Source organism: Mucilaginibacter sp. (assembly GCF_025362475.1).
GTDB lineage: Bacteria > Bacteroidota > Bacteroidia > Sphingobacteriales > Sphingobacteriaceae > Mucilaginibacter.
This window is the reverse complement of sequence record NZ_JANYGH010000008.1, coordinates 27,357-45,374: the sequence shown is the minus strand read 5'-3', so window position 1 is coordinate 45,374 and position 18,018 is coordinate 27,357. Positions and strand designations below refer to the sequence as shown.

At 42.0% G+C, this 18,018-nt stretch carries 14 protein-coding genes; 9 read left to right on the top strand and 5 right to left on the bottom strand.

The genetic code is table 11. The annotated features are described in order from the left end of the window. Positions 1 to 2 precede the first annotated feature (2 nt). Positions 3 to 986 (top strand): gliding motility protein GldN, encoded by a 984-nt coding sequence (gene gldN / locus Q0R88_RS03975; RefSeq protein ID WP_295712563.1) that lies wholly within the window; start codon positions 3 to 5, stop codon positions 984 to 986. 570 nt (positions 987 to 1,556) lie between these two features. Here the strand turns inward: gldN and uvrC are convergent. The 3 genes from uvrC to Q0R88_RS03960 form a co-directional block, all read right to left on the bottom strand. Continuing rightward, the gene (gene uvrC / locus Q0R88_RS03970; protein WP_295712560.1) at positions 1,557 to 3,365 is read right to left on the bottom strand and encodes an excinuclease ABC subunit UvrC; all 1,809 of its coding nucleotides are present in this window, start codon (positions 3,363 to 3,365) and stop codon (positions 1,557 to 1,559) included. A 172-nt stretch (positions 3,366 to 3,537) separates the two neighbouring features. Then, positions 3,538 to 5,790, bottom strand: coding sequence for a transglycosylase domain-containing protein (locus Q0R88_RS03965; RefSeq protein ID WP_295712558.1), 2,253 nt, complete (start codon positions 5,788 to 5,790; stop codon positions 3,538 to 3,540). A 1-nt stretch (position 5,791) separates the two neighbouring features. Continuing rightward, the gene (locus Q0R88_RS03960; protein WP_295712556.1) at positions 5,792 to 8,737 is read right to left on the bottom strand and encodes a tetratricopeptide repeat protein; all 2,946 of its coding nucleotides are present in this window, start codon (positions 8,735 to 8,737) and stop codon (positions 5,792 to 5,794) included. A gap of 129 nt (positions 8,738 to 8,866) precedes the next feature. Here Q0R88_RS03960 and Q0R88_RS03955 point away from each other — a divergent pair, with 129 nt between their 5' ends. The 8 genes from Q0R88_RS03955 (at position 8,867) to atpG (ending at position 14,791) form a co-directional block, all read left to right on the top strand. Beyond that, complete coding sequence (locus Q0R88_RS03955) at positions 8,867 to 9,100, top strand: AtpZ/AtpI family protein (protein ID WP_295712554.1); 234 nt, start codon at positions 8,867 to 8,869, stop codon at positions 9,098 to 9,100. After that, positions 9,097 to 9,483 carry a hypothetical protein gene (locus Q0R88_RS03950; RefSeq protein WP_295712553.1) on the top strand — a complete coding sequence of 129 codons (387 nt, stop codon included), beginning with the start codon at positions 9,097 to 9,099 and terminating at the stop codon, positions 9,481 to 9,483. The genes Q0R88_RS03955 and Q0R88_RS03950 overlap by 4 nt, the downstream gene beginning before the upstream one ends. A gap of 92 nt (positions 9,484 to 9,575) precedes the next feature. Next, a complete protein-coding gene (atpB, locus tag Q0R88_RS03945; RefSeq protein ID WP_295712551.1) occupies positions 9,576 to 10,586 on the top strand; it encodes a F0F1 ATP synthase subunit A in 1,011 nt (336 codons plus the stop codon). Between the two features lie 56 nt (positions 10,587 to 10,642). Further along, the gene (atpE, locus tag Q0R88_RS03940; RefSeq protein WP_274213861.1) at positions 10,643 to 10,885 is read left to right on the top strand and encodes an ATP synthase F0 subunit C; all 243 of its coding nucleotides are present in this window, start codon (positions 10,643 to 10,645) and stop codon (positions 10,883 to 10,885) included. 102 nt (positions 10,886 to 10,987) lie between these two features. Then, positions 10,988 to 11,479, top strand: coding sequence for a F0F1 ATP synthase subunit B (gene atpF, locus Q0R88_RS03935; protein ID WP_295712549.1), 492 nt, complete (start codon positions 10,988 to 10,990; stop codon positions 11,477 to 11,479). 124 nt (positions 11,480 to 11,603) lie between these two features. After that, positions 11,604 to 12,152 (top strand): ATP synthase F1 subunit delta, encoded by a 549-nt coding sequence (gene atpH, locus Q0R88_RS03930; RefSeq protein WP_295712547.1) that lies wholly within the window; start codon positions 11,604 to 11,606, stop codon positions 12,150 to 12,152. Positions 12,153 to 12,185: 33 nt separating this feature from the next. Continuing rightward, complete coding sequence (atpA, locus tag Q0R88_RS03925) at positions 12,186 to 13,760, top strand: F0F1 ATP synthase subunit alpha (protein ID WP_295712545.1); 1,575 nt, start codon at positions 12,186 to 12,188, stop codon at positions 13,758 to 13,760. 149 nt (positions 13,761 to 13,909) lie between these two features. Beyond that, positions 13,910 to 14,791 carry an ATP synthase F1 subunit gamma gene (gene atpG / locus Q0R88_RS03920; protein WP_295712543.1) on the top strand — a complete coding sequence of 294 codons (882 nt, stop codon included), beginning with the start codon at positions 13,910 to 13,912 and terminating at the stop codon, positions 14,789 to 14,791. An 888-nt stretch (positions 14,792 to 15,679) separates the two neighbouring features. Here atpG and Q0R88_RS03915 read toward each other — a convergent pair. Together Q0R88_RS03915 and Q0R88_RS03910 are read right to left on the bottom strand one after the other, a co-directional pair. Then, the gene (locus Q0R88_RS03915) at positions 15,680 to 16,447 is read right to left on the bottom strand and encodes a hypothetical protein (protein ID WP_295712541.1); all 768 of its coding nucleotides are present in this window, start codon (positions 16,445 to 16,447) and stop codon (positions 15,680 to 15,682) included. 304 nt (positions 16,448 to 16,751) lie between these two features. Further along, positions 16,752 to 17,885, bottom strand: coding sequence for a glycosyltransferase family 2 protein (locus tag Q0R88_RS03910; RefSeq protein ID WP_295712539.1), 1,134 nt, complete (start codon positions 17,883 to 17,885; stop codon positions 16,752 to 16,754). Between the last annotated feature and the right edge of the window lie 133 nt (positions 17,886 to 18,018).

The window sequence follows — 18,018 nt, the reverse complement described above, 5'->3', positions numbered from 1 at the left end:
GTATGAAAAAGAGAATTTTGGTAGTTGTACTTTGTTTAGCCTGTGTTGCTTCTTACGGGCAAACAAAAAAGCGCGCTAAACGCGCTCCGGCAAAAAAAACAGCCGGTACTACACAACAACAGGTAAAACCACAGCAAAACAGCGTAGTAAGCCAGGCTGGAGCACCCGTTGATACAACTCACAAAAAGCCAATGAAGCCTTTTGAAAGGCCACTTGACGGGTATTTTAAAAAGAACAATATTTTAAATGCCAGGGTAACGCCTTACCCTAACCTTCGCGAAAGTGATGTTGCCTTTGCAAAAAGGGTATGGCGCGAAATTGATGTTCGTGATAAAATGAATACTTACCTGGCATCACCAAAACGCCGCTTGATTGATGTTTTGCTGGATGCGATAGCTGCAGGTGAATTAACAGCGTATGATCCAACACCCGGTAAAAAGGATGATGTGAACGGCGATAGCTTTAGCACGCCTTTAACAAGTGCCCAGGCCCGCGGCCGTTTATCATCAGATAGCAGCGTGGTTGAAAAACGGGATAAGGATAACAACGTAATTTCATCAACAATGGTAGCCGGTGAATTTAACCCGGATAGTGTTTTAAAGTTCCGCATTAAGGAAGATTGGGTGTTTGACAAGCAACGCTCTATATTTGAACCGCGCATTATTGGTATCGCTCCGCTTATTAAGCCAAAAGGATTAGGTGTTGCTGGTGATGCGGTTGATTATCAGCCCGCTTTCTGGATCTACTTCCCCGAAGCCCGCCCAATATTAGCTACTAAAGAGGTGGTAAGCCGAAGCAACGACGGATCTGGTTTAAGTTTTGATGATGTTTTCATGAAAAGGATATTTGCCAGTTACATTGTTAAACAAAGCAACGATAAAGACGAACGTATTAAAGATTATGCCCAGGGTATAGATAAGCTTTACGAATCTGAAAAGGTCAAGAAAACGCTTATGGATTGGGAACTTAACCTTTGGCAATACTAAAGGAAATCAAAAGTTAAAATTCAAAGGTCAAAACTGTTATGGTTTTGACCTTTTTTGCGTTTAAGGGTATCTGTGACGTATAAAGATCCGTCACTGTGGGAATAAATAACGGAACTCTGAAGAACGAAATGACGTTTAAAAAAGGGTTGTCCTGCTGAGCCTGTCGAAGCATGTGGGCAAAGGCCTCTGCGCGCGACCCTTCGACAGGCTCAGGGTGACAGGCCGTTTTAGAATCTACTACATAAAATAAACTTTTTGTCATCCTGAACGATAGTGAAGGATCTACTCTCCAGCGTGCTTCGTCGCCCTGTACAGTCGGCGAATAGATCCTTCGTTCCTCAGGATGACAAACCTTTTAAAACGTCATTTCTCCTTCAGAGTTTCGCGAAATTTTACAACTCAGGATGACAAGCTTTTCAAACGACATTCTCCTCTCAGTGTCCCCGGGATAGTAAAACTCGCGATAACGCGTTTTTATTAAAGTATGTGCATTCAAAAAAACAGTCATCTGTTAACTTGTCGAAGGAGAGCGCCAGTCGCATTGATCAGTTTTATAGGAGAAATGATTTTTTAATTTTGACTTTGATCAAAATATCCCCGTATTGCTTTTGCCTGTTTTAAATTCACTACCTCGAGCAGTAATTCTTCATTGGCTTCGCGAATCTTCTTTACCGATTTAAAGTATTTAAGCAGCTTTTCGGCAGTGGTTTTGCCAATGCCTTCTATCAGTTCAAGTTCAGTAGCCAACGTGCCCTTATCGCGTATTTTACGGTGAAAAGTGATCCCAAAGCGGTGTGCCTCATCGCGCAGGTGCTGGATCACTTTCAGCGTTTCCGATTTTTTATCCAGGTACATCGGGTACTGGTCGTTGGGGTAATATAACTCTTCCAGGCGTTTGGCAATGCCTATTACCGTTACCTGCTTATCAATACCCAATAGTTTTAAACTATGCATAGCCGATGATAGCTGACCTTTACCTCCATCAATAACGATGAGCTGGGGTAGTTCGGTACCTTCATCAAGCATGCGGCGGTAGCGGCGGTGTACGGCTTCTTCCATAGTGGCAAAATCATTGGGTCCTTCTACCGTTTTTACGTGGAAATGACGGTAATCCTTTTTAAACGGCTTGCCATCCCTGAACACCACGATAGCGGATACAGGATATTTACCCTGGAAGTTGGAGTTATCAAAACACTCTATATGGCGGGGCAGCTGATTCATGCGCAGATCCTTCATCATCTGCGTTAGCAAACGTTCGGTGCGGATCTCTGGGTTCAGCTTTTCGTACTGATCTATCTTTTCCTTTTTAAAATACTGAACATTTTTTTGCGACAGATCCAGCAGTTTCTTTTTTTCGCCCAGTTTGGGTACTGTAAATTTAATGGATGAATCTTCCAGGTCGATATCAAAAGGAACAATTACCTCTTTAGAATCGCTGTTGTAACGGCTCCTGAACTCAACGATAGCCAGTGTTAACAATTCTTCATCACTTTCATCCAGCCGTTTTTTAAGTTCGATGGTTTGGGTTTGGATGATGGTACCGTTCATTACCTTTAAGTAATTCACAAAGGCCAGTTTCTCTTCGGATGCGATGTTGAACACATCCACATCAGTAATAGATGAGTTTACAATGGTTGATTTGCTTTGGTAATTCTCCAGCAAATCAAACTTACGTTTAAGGCGGTGAGCCAGCTCGTAATTGTACTCGGCAACAGCAGCGTCCATTTCGCCTTTAAGGCGGCGTAATATAGCGCCTATCTTGCCATTCAGGATATCGGTTATCTCCCCGATGCTGTTATCATAATCATCCTCTGTCTGGTAGTTTTGGCAGGGCCCTTTGCAGTTGCCCAGCTGATATTCCAAACAAACCTTAAACTTGCCTTTATCAATATTTTCGCGGGTAAGCGCCAGGTTGCAGGTACGCAGGGGATAGGTTTCTTTGATAAGTCCAAGGATATTATGCATCATGCTGATAGATGCGTAGGGCCCCAGGTATTTGGATCCATCTTTAACAATACGCCTGGTCCAGAAAATGCGCGGGTAGTTCTCGTTCTTGATAATGATCCAGGGATAAGTTTTATCATCCTTGAGCATTACGTTATAACGCGGCTGATGCTTCTTGATCATGCTGTTTTCAAGCAGCCAGGCATCAACCTCGGTATCAACAATAGTAAATGTAATGTTGCGGATCTTGGATACTAAAACCCTTGTTTTGGCATTGATGTGCGCATCCTTATTAAAATAGGAGCTCACGCGGTTGCGCAGATCTTTGGCTTTGCCGATGTAGATCAGTTCTTTCTCACTATCCCAATACTGATATACACCGGGTTTATGAGGAATATTCTGTAATGCTGCCTTATAATCAAATTTCTCACTCATAGCTCAATCGTCAATGATTGTTTTGGCCAAATTAGGCGGGATATGTCATTGCGAGCGCAGCGCGGCAATCGCGAACGATGCAAATCCGATTTGCATCGTTCGCGATTGCTTCGTACCACGCAATGACATATCTGGTCGTTTTGAGGACGACGCGACCGTTTGTTAAATACTCTTAAAAATCCAACTTCTTATCAACCTCATTAGTTCCTTGCTGCTGTTGGGTATACTGGCCGCAATCCAGGATGATGCTCACGCCGGTTTTAGGGGCGTCAAAATCAACTGTTTTTTTGATACCCAGCGCAGCATTGGCGTATACCTTTTTCATGTACAAGGCAAATATAGGCAATGCGCTGTTGGCTCCCTCGCCAAGCCTGGTAGACTGGAAGGCAATATCCCTGTCTTCACAGCCTGTCCATAAGCCGGTAACCAGTTGTGGGGTGATACCAATGAACCAGCCATCAGAATTGTTTTGGGTTGTACCTGTTTTGCCGCCTATAGGATTGCGCAGGCCGTATTTGTAACTCAGTCTTGAGCCCGTACCGTCCTCTATAACGCCTTTCAGCATATAAGTCATTACGTAGGCTGTTTGAGGGTTCATAGCCTGTACCACTTTTGGCGTATGCGTATACAGCACGTTACCGTTTTTATCTTCGATACGTAATATATAAGTAGGCTCGGTCCACAAACCATGATTGGCAAATACCGAGTATGCGGCTGTCATTTCAAATACCGAAGCATCAAATGTACCCAGGCAAATAGAAGGGTAGGGCGGAACCGCGCTGGTGATCCCCATTTTTTTAATCAGCTCTACAACCGGTTCGGGTTTCACTTCGCTCATTACGTGGGCGGTTACCCAGTTTTGCGAGTGTGCCAGTGCCTGGCGCAAGGTAATAAAGCCAGGCAGGGTTTCTGATGGCGACGAGCGCGGGCACCATGGTTCGCCGTAGCCCCTTATCGTATCCGGTACGTTATTGATCTTCATACAGGGCGAATAGCCGTTATCAATAGCCACCGCGTATGTAAACGGTTTTGCTGTTGAGCCAACCTGCCTTGTTCCGTTTTTAACCTGATCATACTTAAAGTGCTCAAAGTTGGTGCCTCCAACCCAGGCTTTAACGTAGCCGGTTGTGGGGTCCATGCTCATAAGCGCGTTCCGAAGCAGCATTTTACAGTAAACGATAGAATCAACAGGCTTCATCAGCGTATCAATATCGCCGTGCCAGGTAAACAGGTTGAGGGTATCTTTAGTGTTAAAGTTAGTTTTAATATCCTCGTCACTCATGCCCTGCATCTTCAATTGCTTATACCTGTCGCTTTTAAGCATACCCTGGTTAATCAGGAATTTAAAGTTGTGGATGCTTTTGGATAAATTTTGCCCGCGCCAGTGATCATTAAACTGCCCCTGTAAGTTGCGCATGTACTCCTGCTGTGCTTCTTCGGCATATTGCTGCATGGTGGCATCAATGGTGGTATATATCTTTAAACCGTCTCGGTCAAGGTCATAGGGAGTGCCATCGGGGCGGTTTAAGTTTTGCTCTTTAAATATCTTTTGGATCTCTTTCTTTAATACCGATCTGAAGTATGGAGCCGGTCCATCAAAATGGTTATTCTGGTGGAAATTTAACCCCAAAGGTTTCTTTTTATACTCATCTACCTGGCCATCACTTAAAAAGCCTTGTTCCTGCATGCGGTTTAGTACCAGGTTACGGCGGTTAATAGCATTCTGGGGGTGCCTTATGGGCGAGTAAATGCCCGGCCCGTTTACCATACCTATTAATAGCGCGGCCTGGTCTGGTGTTAATTTATCGGGTGTGGTATTAAAATAGGTGTGTGCTGCCGATTTGATACCGTAAGTATTATAAGCGCCAAAATCAACCGTGTTTAAATACATGGTCAATATTTCCTGTTTGGTGTAATGGCGCTCCAGCTTAACAGCCGTTATCCACTCCTGTAATTTTTGGGTGATACGAACAAAAGGATTGTTTGATTTTTCGGTGAAAAGGTTTTTGGCCAGCTGTTGGGTAATGGTACTGCCACCTTGTTTTTGCCCCACAAGCAGGTGCAGGAAAATAGTAAAGCTGCGGCCAAAATCAATCCCCGAGTGATCGTAAAAGCGTTTATCTTCGGTAGCTACCAACGCGTTAATTACGTTTGGCGAAAGGCCCGCGAAAGTAACGTTAGATCTGTTTTGGATATAGTAAGTACCTAAAACCTGCTTATCTGATGATATCACCTCCGATGCCAGGTTGCTTTTTGGGTTCTCCAGATCGCGGAAGGCAGGTAACTGACCAAACACACCAAAAACGGTAAGGGTTATCATAATTACCACAAATACAAAGCCTGCTATTACAGCGCGCCATATGTACCAGTTATATCGTCTTATATCCTGTGAGCCAAGCGCAGGTTTTTTGTTATAGGTTTTCATTTCAATAATATTTTTGATAGTAATCAATATAACTATCCAATGTTTTTTGGTCGGCTAATTTATCCAGATTTTCCTTGGTAATGATAAAAAAACTGTATTTATCCTTTGGCACCTTCATAATCTCGGGTATCAGTGGGATTATACCCCTTGCGTATTTTTTTACGTCCTCGAGGCTATAAAACCGACCAACAAATATCAGCTGGTCGTCTGCGCCAATAGGTTTTAAATCATGCTTAATGGAACTGCCAGAAAACCTGGTACGGTTAAACTGCCCTATACCAAAACGCGATGAAGCCAGGTTAGTTGTACCGCTGCTCACATTTACCACAAAATAGTAATTGGTGCTCTCACGCGTGGAGAAAATGTAGGTTACAGCCGGAAGCGGTTTTATGGTAGGAGCTTCTGTAGCTTGTTGCTGGAGTTGTTGGTTTTGTGATGCTACTGCTAATTGGTCTGCCGGTTTGCTAACAGAGTCAGCGGGTGGCGTAGTCACTTTAGCTACCTTTGGCTTGCTTTGTTCAACAGGAGGGGTAATAACCGGCGCGCTCACCTTTGGCTTGCTTTGTTCAACCGGCTTGGGTACCTCAACAGGTACAGTTGGTTTTGCCTGCACTGCCAGGGGCGGACTTACTTTCGGTTCCTGCCTTACCTGTGCTACCTGTACCTGGGCCGATGGGTGGTAAACCGGCCGGTATTCTGTTTGTTTTTGGTAGGCCACGGGTGGGGTGAAAGGGATTCCGTTTATATCATCGCCTGTTAACACTACCGGACGGGTTTCTACTTCGGCTTTATTTGCGTTGATATAGGCCAGGTGCTGGTTGGCCAATGGGGTTACCAGTTTATCATCGGGATATTTTGAAGTTATTTGCTGCAGATCGGCCATAAAGGGCGCCAGCTTTTCCTGGTGACCGGCGGCTATTGTGCGTAAATATGATAGCTGAGCGGCGAAACGGTTATCGGGGTATTTGGTCAGTAATTCACCAGACCGTGTAATAACTTCGGTATACTTTTTTTGCGTGTACAGGTCAAATACTTTATTGTAAAATCCGTTGAATTCGGCATTGGCATCATCCAGGTGTTTGCTGTAATCGGGATCAAGTATTACTTTGGCAAATACGCTTTCAGGAAATTCCTTTAAGATACGGCTTTTATACAATTCAGACCGGGAGGCATCTATATCAGCATACAGCCGGTACAGGTTATAATACACAGCAGCCTTATCCGCACTGGTTGTGAAACGGGTAAGCAAAGTTTCATAAGTAGCAATAGCTTCTTTTTTATCGCCCAGAATGTCGCGGTAAAAATTGGCCATTTCCATATAGGCACTATAAACCCGAATGTTTGATCGGTTAAGCAAATCGGGCGTTAAAGGCAGGTTTTTAATAATGTCCTGCCGGTAGGCTCCAATATCACCCCGGGTAATATTGGCCTGGTCCTGCGTTGAGGGTGCGAAAGGATCGATATCCGGAGATGCCATTACGCTGTTTGTGTTAACAGCTATATTGGTACTTGAGCGCTTGCTGCGGCGCCAGTTATCTTCCAGTTTGCGGTTACCCCACTGCCTTTTAAAGTCATTTGCCCCAAGGCTTAACGCGGCCGGATTGTAGAAGTAAAATATACTTCCACCACTTTTGCTGGCCTGCTGATTGTTTAAATTATTAGTGTTCCTGCTGTTTTCAAATTGGCCATTGTTGTTGGTAACCGTTTCTTTGGTTACTTTATCCTGCAATATTTTGCGGTTAACCATCGCATCGATGCGGGCAGTACGGGTACTCTCATCCAGACCGGCAAGCATTTGCAGAGTATCCTCGCGCGAGATGGTTTGCAGCAAACCGGTTAAAATTTGCAGGTTATTGGCTTTCTTGCGAATGATCTGGTAGCCTGGATAGGTAGGTGCAAGATAAGTGAGTGTGCTATCATAATATAAACGGGCACTTTCGTAATCGGCTTTGTTCTTAAAATTGATATCGGCAATGCGCAGGTAAGAGAGCCCTTTTTGATTTTGGTTTTTGACACTGCCCCGTACTGATAATTTATAGTTTTTGAGGGCGCCCTCAATATCACCAGTGGCATACAGCTGTTGGGCTACCTGGTAATAGATCTGATCGGTAAACTCGATGTTGTTTTGGTTTTTAAGCAATTTACGCAGACGCTCAATTTTGTTTTGTTTGATGCCATTTTCATGATCCTGTATGCGGATACGGTTCAGGTTGGCATTAAAGGCCATCTCGAACGAGGCGTTACTTTTAACAATGCTGGTATAATTGATAATGGCTTGCTCCGGTTTTTGGTTAAGTTCCTGTAGCTGGGCCAAAATAAATGTCCAGCGGAGTTTAAGACTTGTTTCATGACAATGCTGAAGGGCTATTTTAGCGCTCTCTTCGGCGGCGGGATAATCTTCTACATTGATATCATATTGCAGCCTGGCAGCATAAATGCCGGCAGGAATGCTTTTTTTAGGATTGATACTGTTTATAGCGCTATCAATAGCAATTTTTGCTTCAGGCGTGTTATTGAGGTATAACAAAGCCCGGCCTTTCCATATAAAAGCTTCCTGTTTTAAAGCAGCCTGTTTGCCGTATGAGAGGATCACATAGTTAAAATACTCTACTGCATCAAAGTAATTGCCTTCTAAAAAACGCGCTTTACCCATAACCAGGTAGGCATCGCCCAGGTAATGACTTTGCTCTTTTATATTAATGATCTTATTGGCTTTACTGATGGCCAGCTCCAGGTCTTTATCCGGAGTGCTGGTTTGGATAGTGGTATCTGGGTAAACATTCAATAGGTCGTTGTAGGAATCAACAAAGCCGGCGGCATAGCTTTCCTGTTTAAGGCGCAGTAATTCATTGGCATTAAACAGTATATTATAATGAGCAGTAAGGTTTTGCAGATTACGGTTTAAGCCGCTTTCCTTTTCAAGGGAGCAGCCTGCTATGAAGATCATTAGCGCGAGCAGAATAGATTTGTACGTTTTGGATATGGAAAATATGCTCACTCGCCTCAAAATATGATCATGTTATAAAAGCATTGCTAAAATACTAAAGATAATACAATAGGTTTAATAAATTTGCGCATGGCCCAAAATGAAAAAAGTGATAATAAGGACAATGGTGGCAAGGAGGTTAATAACTATGCTAAGTTTTCGGGCATGGCTTTCCAGATGATCGCTGTTATTGGTGTGTTTGCTTTTGCCGGTTATAAAATAGACCAGGCCGGTAATCATCAAACCAAATGGGCAACCGCGGGCTTGTCGCTCGTTGGGGTATTTATTTCATTGTACATTATTATCAGATCTGTAAAAAGTTGAAACTATTTCCTACTGTATTATCATTCCTTATTTTTATTGTTATCATTTCGTTACCACCGGTGGTGTTGAGTTATACAACTTATGCCAAATTGGTTACACCAACGTTCTGGTTGCTGTTTTCATTTATTAGTGGACTTACTTTTTTAACCGTAATATCCATTGTATTTATAGGGAAAATAAACCCTGAATTGTACGCGCAAGCCTTTTTGGCTGCTACTACTGTTAAAATATTGGCCTGCTTGTTTTTCGTCCTCATTTTAATTAAGAAAAACAGCGTAGACAGGTATGTTTTTGCCGGCGATTTTTTTTACGTATATTTCTTAAATATGGCCTTTGAAATTTATGGTTTGTTACGTAACTTGCGCAACCAAAAATTAAGGTAGAAAACTTCATTTAGATGTATAACAGCTCGATTTTGAATTCAAAAATATTTAACACATTCCTGATTTCCGCGCTTTTTTTGTTGTTAGGTGTAATGCCTAAGCTATCAATTGCGCAAGAAAAAGCTGCTGAAGGCGCTGAAAAACCCTTTGATCCAAAAGAGGTGGTATTTGAACATATCGGCGATTCTCACTTTTGGCCCGTATCAATTCCGTTGATGGGCGAACACTTTCTTTCTTTGCCGGTAATACTTTATACCGATAAGGGGCTGGAAACTTTCTGGTCGGGCCATTTATTAAAGGAAGAAGGTGTAAAAGAAGAACCGGTTTATAAGGGTACACATTATAGCTATAAACTGGAAGAAGGTAAAATACACGCGGTAAACGAAGCCGGGGAGGTAGATAAAGCCGCCAAGGTTTATGATTTTTCAATCACCCGCAATGTGGCCAGTATGTGGCTGGGTATGATTGTTTTGCTTATTGTGTTTTTTGCCGTTACAGCGGGCTATAAGAAACGCGCGGGTAAAGCTCCAAAAGGTATTCAGGCATTATTGGAGCCTGTTATCCTGTTTGTGCGTGATGATGTAGCTATTCCTAATATTGGCATCAAGCACGTTAAATACATGCCTTTGTTGCTTACTATATTCTTCTTTATATTAATCAACAATCTGTTGGGTTTGGTTCCGTTTTTTCCGGGAGGCTTTAATTTAACAGGTAATATAGCGGTAACCATGGTGTTGTCGGTAATTGTGCTTGTCGTTATTAACTTTAGCGGTAATAAATATTATTGGAAACACATCTTTACTCCTGATATTCCTTTTTGGTTATACCCTATCATGGTTCCGGTGGAGCTTATTGGTATCATATCTAAACCTTTTGCGTTAATGATACGTTTGTTTGCGAACATTACCGCAGGTCACATTATTGTGCTTAGTTTAATATCATTAATATTTATCTTTAAAACCGCATGGATGTCAACAGTTTCTGTTCCGTTTGTGGTATTTATGGATATGATAGAATTGCTTGTAGCATTTTTGCAGGCGTTCATTTTTACGATGCTTACATCGCTGTTCATTGGGATGGCTGTTGAGGAGCATCACCATTAATCTTGAATTAATTATAATTATATATACACGTTTTAAATTATCAAACAATGATTGGAATGATTGGAACAATTGCTCAAGCAGCTGCAACTGGTGTTGTTAGTCTTCAAAAACTTGGTGCAATTGGCGCAGGTTTAGCTGTAATTGGCGCAGGTATCGGTATCGGACAAATCGGTGGTAAAGCCGTTGAAGGTATTGCTCGTCAGCCAGAAGCTGCCTCAAAAATTCAAACTAACATGATCATCGCTGCAGCCCTTGTTGAAGGTGTTGCTTTGTTTGCCGTGGTAGTAGCTTTGCTCTAATTAGTTTTAGGCAAAAAGAAAAGAACAACCCGGGGCGATTGGCTCCGGGCTTGTTTTAATCCCATTAAAAGAATAACATACAAGTAATAGCAATACAGAATTATGGATTTAGTTACACCCGCATTAGGTTTAGTTTTCTGGACAACGATATCATTTGGGATACTGTTGTTTATATTAGGAAAATTTGCCTGGAAACCAATCTTAGGCGCGCTGAGCGATCGTGAACGTTTTATTGAAGACTCGCTTCAGAAAGCCGAAGCTGCCAAAGAAGAAATGTCCCGTTTAACTAACGAAAACGAATCGTTATTAAAACAAGCCCGTGCCGAGCGCGATCAGATACTTACTGACGCCCGCAAGGTTAAAGAGCAAATGATTGTTGATGCAAAAGAACTTGCTCATAAAGAAGGTGCCCGTATGATTGAACTGGCCCGCGTGGAAATTAACAATCAAAAAGCTATCGCGATGGCTGATGTTAAAAACCAGGTAGCTACCCTCTCATTAGATATTGCCGAAAAAGTATTGCGTAAGCAATTTGAAGATCATCAGAAACAAGATGAGCTGGTAAGCCAATTATTAAAAGAAGTGAAATTATAGGGATTTCGGATTTGGGATGTTCAATTTCGGATTTATTTTCCGTATTGGGGTCCGAGTTTAAATGTCCTAGTTTCAAAATAAAAAATTCCGAAATCGAAAATTCGAAATCCGAAATAAAAAGAATATGTCAGAATTAACGGTAGGATCCAGGTACGCAAAATCCCTTATTGACCTTGCACAGGAACAAAACATTGTTGATGTGATCAAAGCTGATATGGATCTGTTTATACATACTTTGAAGGCGAGCCCGGAGCTTAAAGCTGTTTTGAGCAACCCCATTGTAGCGCACACCAAAAAAACCAAGATACTTGATGCCGTTTTCCTGAATAAGGTGAACAAGGCAACTATCGGTTTTTTTAAACTGATGGTTGATAAAGGTCGCGGCGAGGTTTTATATACTACAGCATTTGAGTATGTAAACCTGTTTAACATCAAAAGGCATATTACCAAGGCTAAGGTTACATCGGCTACTGAATTGTCAGCAGCTAATAAAAAAACCATTATAGCCGAAGTACAAAGCGCGGTAGGTGGTACTGTAGTATTGGAAACCAAGGTTGATCCATCATTAATTGGTGGTTTTGTATTAACCGTGGGCGATAGGCAGGTTGATACCAGCATTGCAGCAAGCTTGAAAAAATTGAAAAAAGAATTTGCCGTGAAGGTGATTCAATAATAGTAAAAACAAAACTCTAAATAAATTTAAACAATGGTAGAGGTAAGACCAGACGAAGTATCGGCAATTTTGCGTCAGCAATTGGCAGGCTTTAAGTCAGAATCTGAATTAGAAGAAGTGGGTACTGTACTCCAGGTGGGTGATGGTATTGCACGCGTTTATGGATTAACAAAAGTACAATCAGGTGAGCTTGTAGAATTTGGCACAGGATTGCAAGGTATCGTACTTAACCTTGAAGAAGATAACGTGGGTGTGGTATTGTTAGGTAAATCTGACGATATTAAAGAAGGTGATACTGTAAAACGTACTAACCGTATTGCATCAATCAACGTTGGCGAAGGGATGCTTGGCCGTGTTGTTGATACTTTAGGTACACCAATTGATGGTAAAGGACCGATAGTTGGCACAACTTACGAAATGCCATTGGAGCGTAAAGCGCCAGGTGTTATCTACCGTCAGCCGGTTACCGAGCCTCTGCAAACAGGTATCAAAGCTATTGACGCAATGATCCCGATTGGCCGTGGCCAGCGTGAGTTGGTTATTGGCGATCGCCAGACAGGTAAAACTGCTGTTTGTATCGATACCATTATCAACCAAAAAGAATTTTATGATGCCGGTAAACCGGTTATCTGTATATATGTTGCCTGCGGTCAAAAAGCATCAACAGTAGCAAACATTGTACGCACACTGGAAGAAAACGGCGCTATGCCTTTCTCTATCGTTGTGGCTGCAAGTGCTGCTGACTCTGCTACCATGCAGTTCTTTGCTCCTTTTGCAGGTGCTGCAATTGGCGAGTACTTCCGTGATACAGGCCGTCCGGCGTTGATCGTTTATGATGATCTATCTAAACAAGCTGTTGCTTACCGCGAAGTATCATTGTTACTTCGTCGTCCACCGGGCCGTGAGGCTTATCCGGGTGACGTATTTTACCTGCACAGCCGTTTATTAGAGCGTGCCGCCAAGATCAACTCCAATGATTCTATCGCCCAGGCGATGAATGATTTGCCAGAGTCTATCAGGGGTATAGTTAAGGGTGGTGGTTCATTAACCGCTTTGCCTATTATCGAAACTCAGGCTGGTGACGTATCTGCATACATCCCTACCAACGTGATTTCGATCACCGATGGCCAGATCTTCCTTGAGTCAAACTTATTTAACGCGGGTGTTCGTCCGGCTATTAACGTAGGTATCTCGGTATCACGTGTAGGTGGTAACGCGCAGATTAAATCAATGAAGAAAGTAGCAGGTACTTTGAAACTTGACCAGGCTCAATACCGCGAATTAGAGGCTTTCTCTAAATTCGGATCTGATCTTGATGCATCAACCAAAAACGTGCTTGATAAAGGTGTACGTAACGTGGAAGTGTTGAAACAAGGCCAGTACTCACCGGTATCTGTTGAAAAACAAGTTGCCATCATTTACTTAGGTACAAAAAACCTGATGCGTACTGTACCTGTAAAGGATATCAGGAAGTTTGAGGCGGAATACACAAGCCAGTTAGAAGCTCGTCATCCAGAAGTATTAGCTGCCCTTAAAGCAGGTAAGTTTGATGATCAGATAACAGGCGTACTGGAAACAGTAGCTAAAGAACTGGCAGGAAAGTATTAATTTTAGTAGCAAGTAGTTAGTATCAAGTAGCAAGTATTTAAGCGCCTGGTATTATGAAACTAACTACTTGTATTCAAAAAAATATAGCATTAGTCGAGTGGTCATACAAGTCTTGATACTTGATACTAACTACTTGATACTCAAAAAAGATGGCTAATTTAAAAGAAGTAAGAAACAGGATAAAGTCTGTATCGTCAACACAGCAGATCACCAAGGCCATGAAAATGGTTTCGGCTGCTAAGTTAAAGCGCGCTACAAATGCTATCGTTCAATTGCGCCCTTATGCTAATAAGCTTAAAGAGCTGCTGGCAAACCTTTCTCAAAGTTTAGAGGACGGCTCATCACCTTATTTGCAGGAGCGCGAGCCCGTGCGTATTTTGGTTGTTGTAGTATCATCAAACCGTGGTTTGGCAGGTGCATTTAACGCCAACGTAATTAAAACGGCCAACAACCTTATTGCCGAAAAATACAGCAAGCAATTAGCGGCCGGTAATGTTTCGATTGTAGCGATCGGTAAAAAAAGTCAGGAGTTTTACGAAAGACGCAAGTACAATGTAATTGGTAACAATAACGATTTGTACCTTGACCTTAACTTTGAAAATGCTTCAAAAATTACTGAAAGCATTATGGAAGGTTTTGTTCATGGCAAGTATGACCGTGTTGAACTGGTGTATAACCATTTCAGAAACGCGGCTGTACAATACCTTGTTGCCGAGCAGTTATTACCTGTTCCAAAACCCGATAAAAAGGATGCGGTGAAAACTGCTAATGTTGATTACATCCTGGAGCCATCGCAAGAGGAAATTGTAGAGCAACTGATCCCTAAAAATATTAAAATACAGTTATACCGCGCGGTATTAGATTCAAACGCATCTGAGCATGGCGCACGTATGACGGCTATGGATAAGGCTACCGAAAATGCTGGCGACTTGTTGAAAGCTTTAAAACTTTCATACAACCAGGCCCGCCAGGCTGCGATCACTACCGAGCTTACCGAAATTGTGAGCGGTGCTGCAGCATTAGCTGGCTAAGCTTATTCATCAAATATTTATACCGGGCCTCCTTGAAAAAGGAGGCTTTTTTTGTGCGGCAGGGTTTTGTTGGTGTGGCAGGACGAGGCGGTACAAAGTGGTGTGTTGTAATTGCGTTTTGCGGAGACACCAAAGGTATTCTAAAGTTTTTTTTGTTCCCTCCCAACGGGAGGGGTGCGGTTGAAAAGTGCGCGATGGCAGGGAGGGGTTTCGCCGACATGCGATCTGCAGCGGTACTTGTACGCCTGATTAAACCCCTACCTCCCCTTCCCCGAGGGAGGAATCGCACATGGCCCCTGCTTTTTATTATTCTTATGAACGCCGTAGGTGCAACCCCAATAAACGAGGTAAATAATTGTTGTTGAAGGGTAGCCCTCTACGAGGCAAAGATAATATGCTGTGTTTGCTACAAACAGGTAGCACCTAACGGTGCAGGCTATTAAGGTTTTTAATCCCTTCCCAAGGGGCTACTATGTGTACACAAGTTTGTTAGTATGGCTGTGATTTGGCTAAAGCAAATGGGATTCTCTTTTTTTTTTCTTTATAAAGTGTCTGTTGCATAGGTAGTTATAAATTAGTGGCGTAGCCCCGGCTAATATTGTAACAACGGATTTTAATCCGTTGAAAAAGAAGCAGCAGGTAAAAAAGAACCATAGATTCGGCCCATGTGCTCAGCTGGTTAACTGTTATTAACATGCAATAAATGGAAATGTCGGTATGTGCTTAAAAGATGCGCCGTGCCTACGGCACTCATTTTTATTTGGGTTAGGGTCAACGGATTGAAATCCGTTGTTACAATATCTTCGAGCCGATGGCTCTATGAAAAAATGAGGTAAAGATAAAATGCTGTGTTTTAAGTAGCCTAACTTTGAGATGGCCGTTATTTGATCAGGCAAAATTTTGGTGGTAGGTAGTGAGCCATATGCTGGGGTCGTTTTTTATCTCGGTTTCTAAAAACGAAACAATTTGCTGCATTACGTCTGTTGAATCGGAGTTCAGCTTATTTAAATCAAATTGAGGGCCTCCGTCAAAATGGATCTTCCCTTTTCTGAGTACCGGTATAGCGGTAATTAAAGGTACGCCGGCTATTCGTGCCAGGCGCGCAGGAAGTAGCGATACATTTTGATGTTTGCCTAAAAAGCTTACAGGACAATTGTTTAAATTGTTGAAAATATCGCAGGTAATAACTATCCGGCCATTCTGTTTCAAATAGTTTACTATGCAGCGCAGATCTGTAATTCCGAGGGCCTGCCGTTGAATTGTGCCTCTTTGTTTGGTCCATCTGCCACCGGCTATAATCAGCGAAAAATTATTTTGAAGGCACCATTGCACCAATAGTCTTTTCCATGGTGTATGGCAAATAGCTATTACGCAACCAGAATTGGAAGGAATAGTAATATTGAAATTTACTAAACGGAGCGTAATGAGCCTAAGCGGGCTTCGTACAGATAACGAAACTATTCTCCTAACAAGCCGGGTATACCAGATTTGATTAAGATTTTTATATAGCTGGCTTTTGCCATTTAAATTTAAAATGTAAAAAGGAATTTTTATAAGCCTGGAAGAAATAAAGCAATAATGAATGCCAGCGCTTAAATGTGATAAAAGGCTACAGAAGGATATAAATTGGAATAAAATATAGGGTTTAGGAAGCATACCAAAATTTTAAAGATTTAAAAAATTGTATCGTTTATTATATGCAACTTAAAATATACGTGTTAGCAATAGGTTTATTTAGTACTGATTAAGGTATTTAGGTTGTGACAGCCCGGTTGATAACGCATGGCCTAAATGAAGGGCTTGGATTTGTTCAGTCCTGCAGATAGGCCCGGTTAAAATAGTATTTGGTTTAGTTAGGTGTTTTTTCAAATGTTATACAATATACTGATAGTCAGTTGTTATTGAAATTATAATTAAATATTGTACGCATTTTGTGCAATGGATGGGCATTGTGTAAAGCTTAATCTTTGCCTTTAAGCATAGCCAGCGAATAAAAACTTTCCCGCCAATAAATACCGCCTTGTTTAAGCGTTATCAATGCCGATTTTATTGTAAAGTAGGCTATATACGCACCGGCAAACGGAACCATAAATGCATACCACCATTTATTGGGTAATACTACAGTCATGTATATCAGCAGAAATAGCAAAATCACGCATGCTATTAAACGGATCTGTGTGGAACCAAAAATAAAAAAGATGGGCAATGGCAACGTAAAACTTAGCAACATGGAAAGTGCATTTACAAGAGCTCTGCCGAGTTTATATTCGGCTATGGCAAAAGAGTTTTTCAATATTCCGTGGCCAAACTGGCGCAGGTTTTTGTACCATTCCAGGCAGATGTAGTTATTGCCCGCCAATACATCCTGGTTTAACCCTGCCGACTTGATAATATGACCAAGCTGCAGATCATCATCAGGTCTTAATTTTATGCGGGCATGGGTGCCAACTTTTTCATAGGCACTGCGCCTTAACAAATTAAATGCACCAATACTTGCAAACGCGTTTGATTTGTGGTTTTTGGCATCCCAGGGCCGCATATGCATCATGAGCATGATGCTAAATGTGGCCAGCACACTGTTTAAAATAGGCGATGGTGATACCAATTGCGGCAATATGGTTAAATGATCAAGCTTTTGTTTTACCGCGTAGCCTACGGCCTTACTTAACGCATCCGGGTGAAAAACAATATCGGCATCAGCAAAAAGCATCCATTCTTCATTACTGCTTTTATAGCCCTGGTATAATGCATTGTTTTTACCCAGCCATCCAGAAGGCAGGCTGTCAATGGTGGTAACACTTAGTTTTGGATAATTTGTAATGAATCCCTTTAATATCTCAGCAGTGCCGTCGGTAGATCGGTCATTAACTACAATAATCCTGTAGTTACAATAATTGATACGGCAAACGCTTAACAACGCTTTTTCAAGGTCTTGTTCTTCGTTGCGTACAGCTATAATTATGACTACTGCAGGTTCATCGTCAATTACAGGTAGCTTGCTTATTTGTTTAATTTTTTTTAGGCCGACAATGAGGTAGGTGACGGATGCTACGTTTATAAAACATGTTAAAATGCTAATGATGGTAAAAATCATCGCGTTCAGGTTTTTCTATAAAAGTAGAAAAAAACGACTGGATTTTAATTAATAGACGAGCCGCAAAATCGGTCTTTAAATAATTGAAATTTGAAAGTCTTGAGGTCAGTTAGTGGACTTATTTTAAATTTTT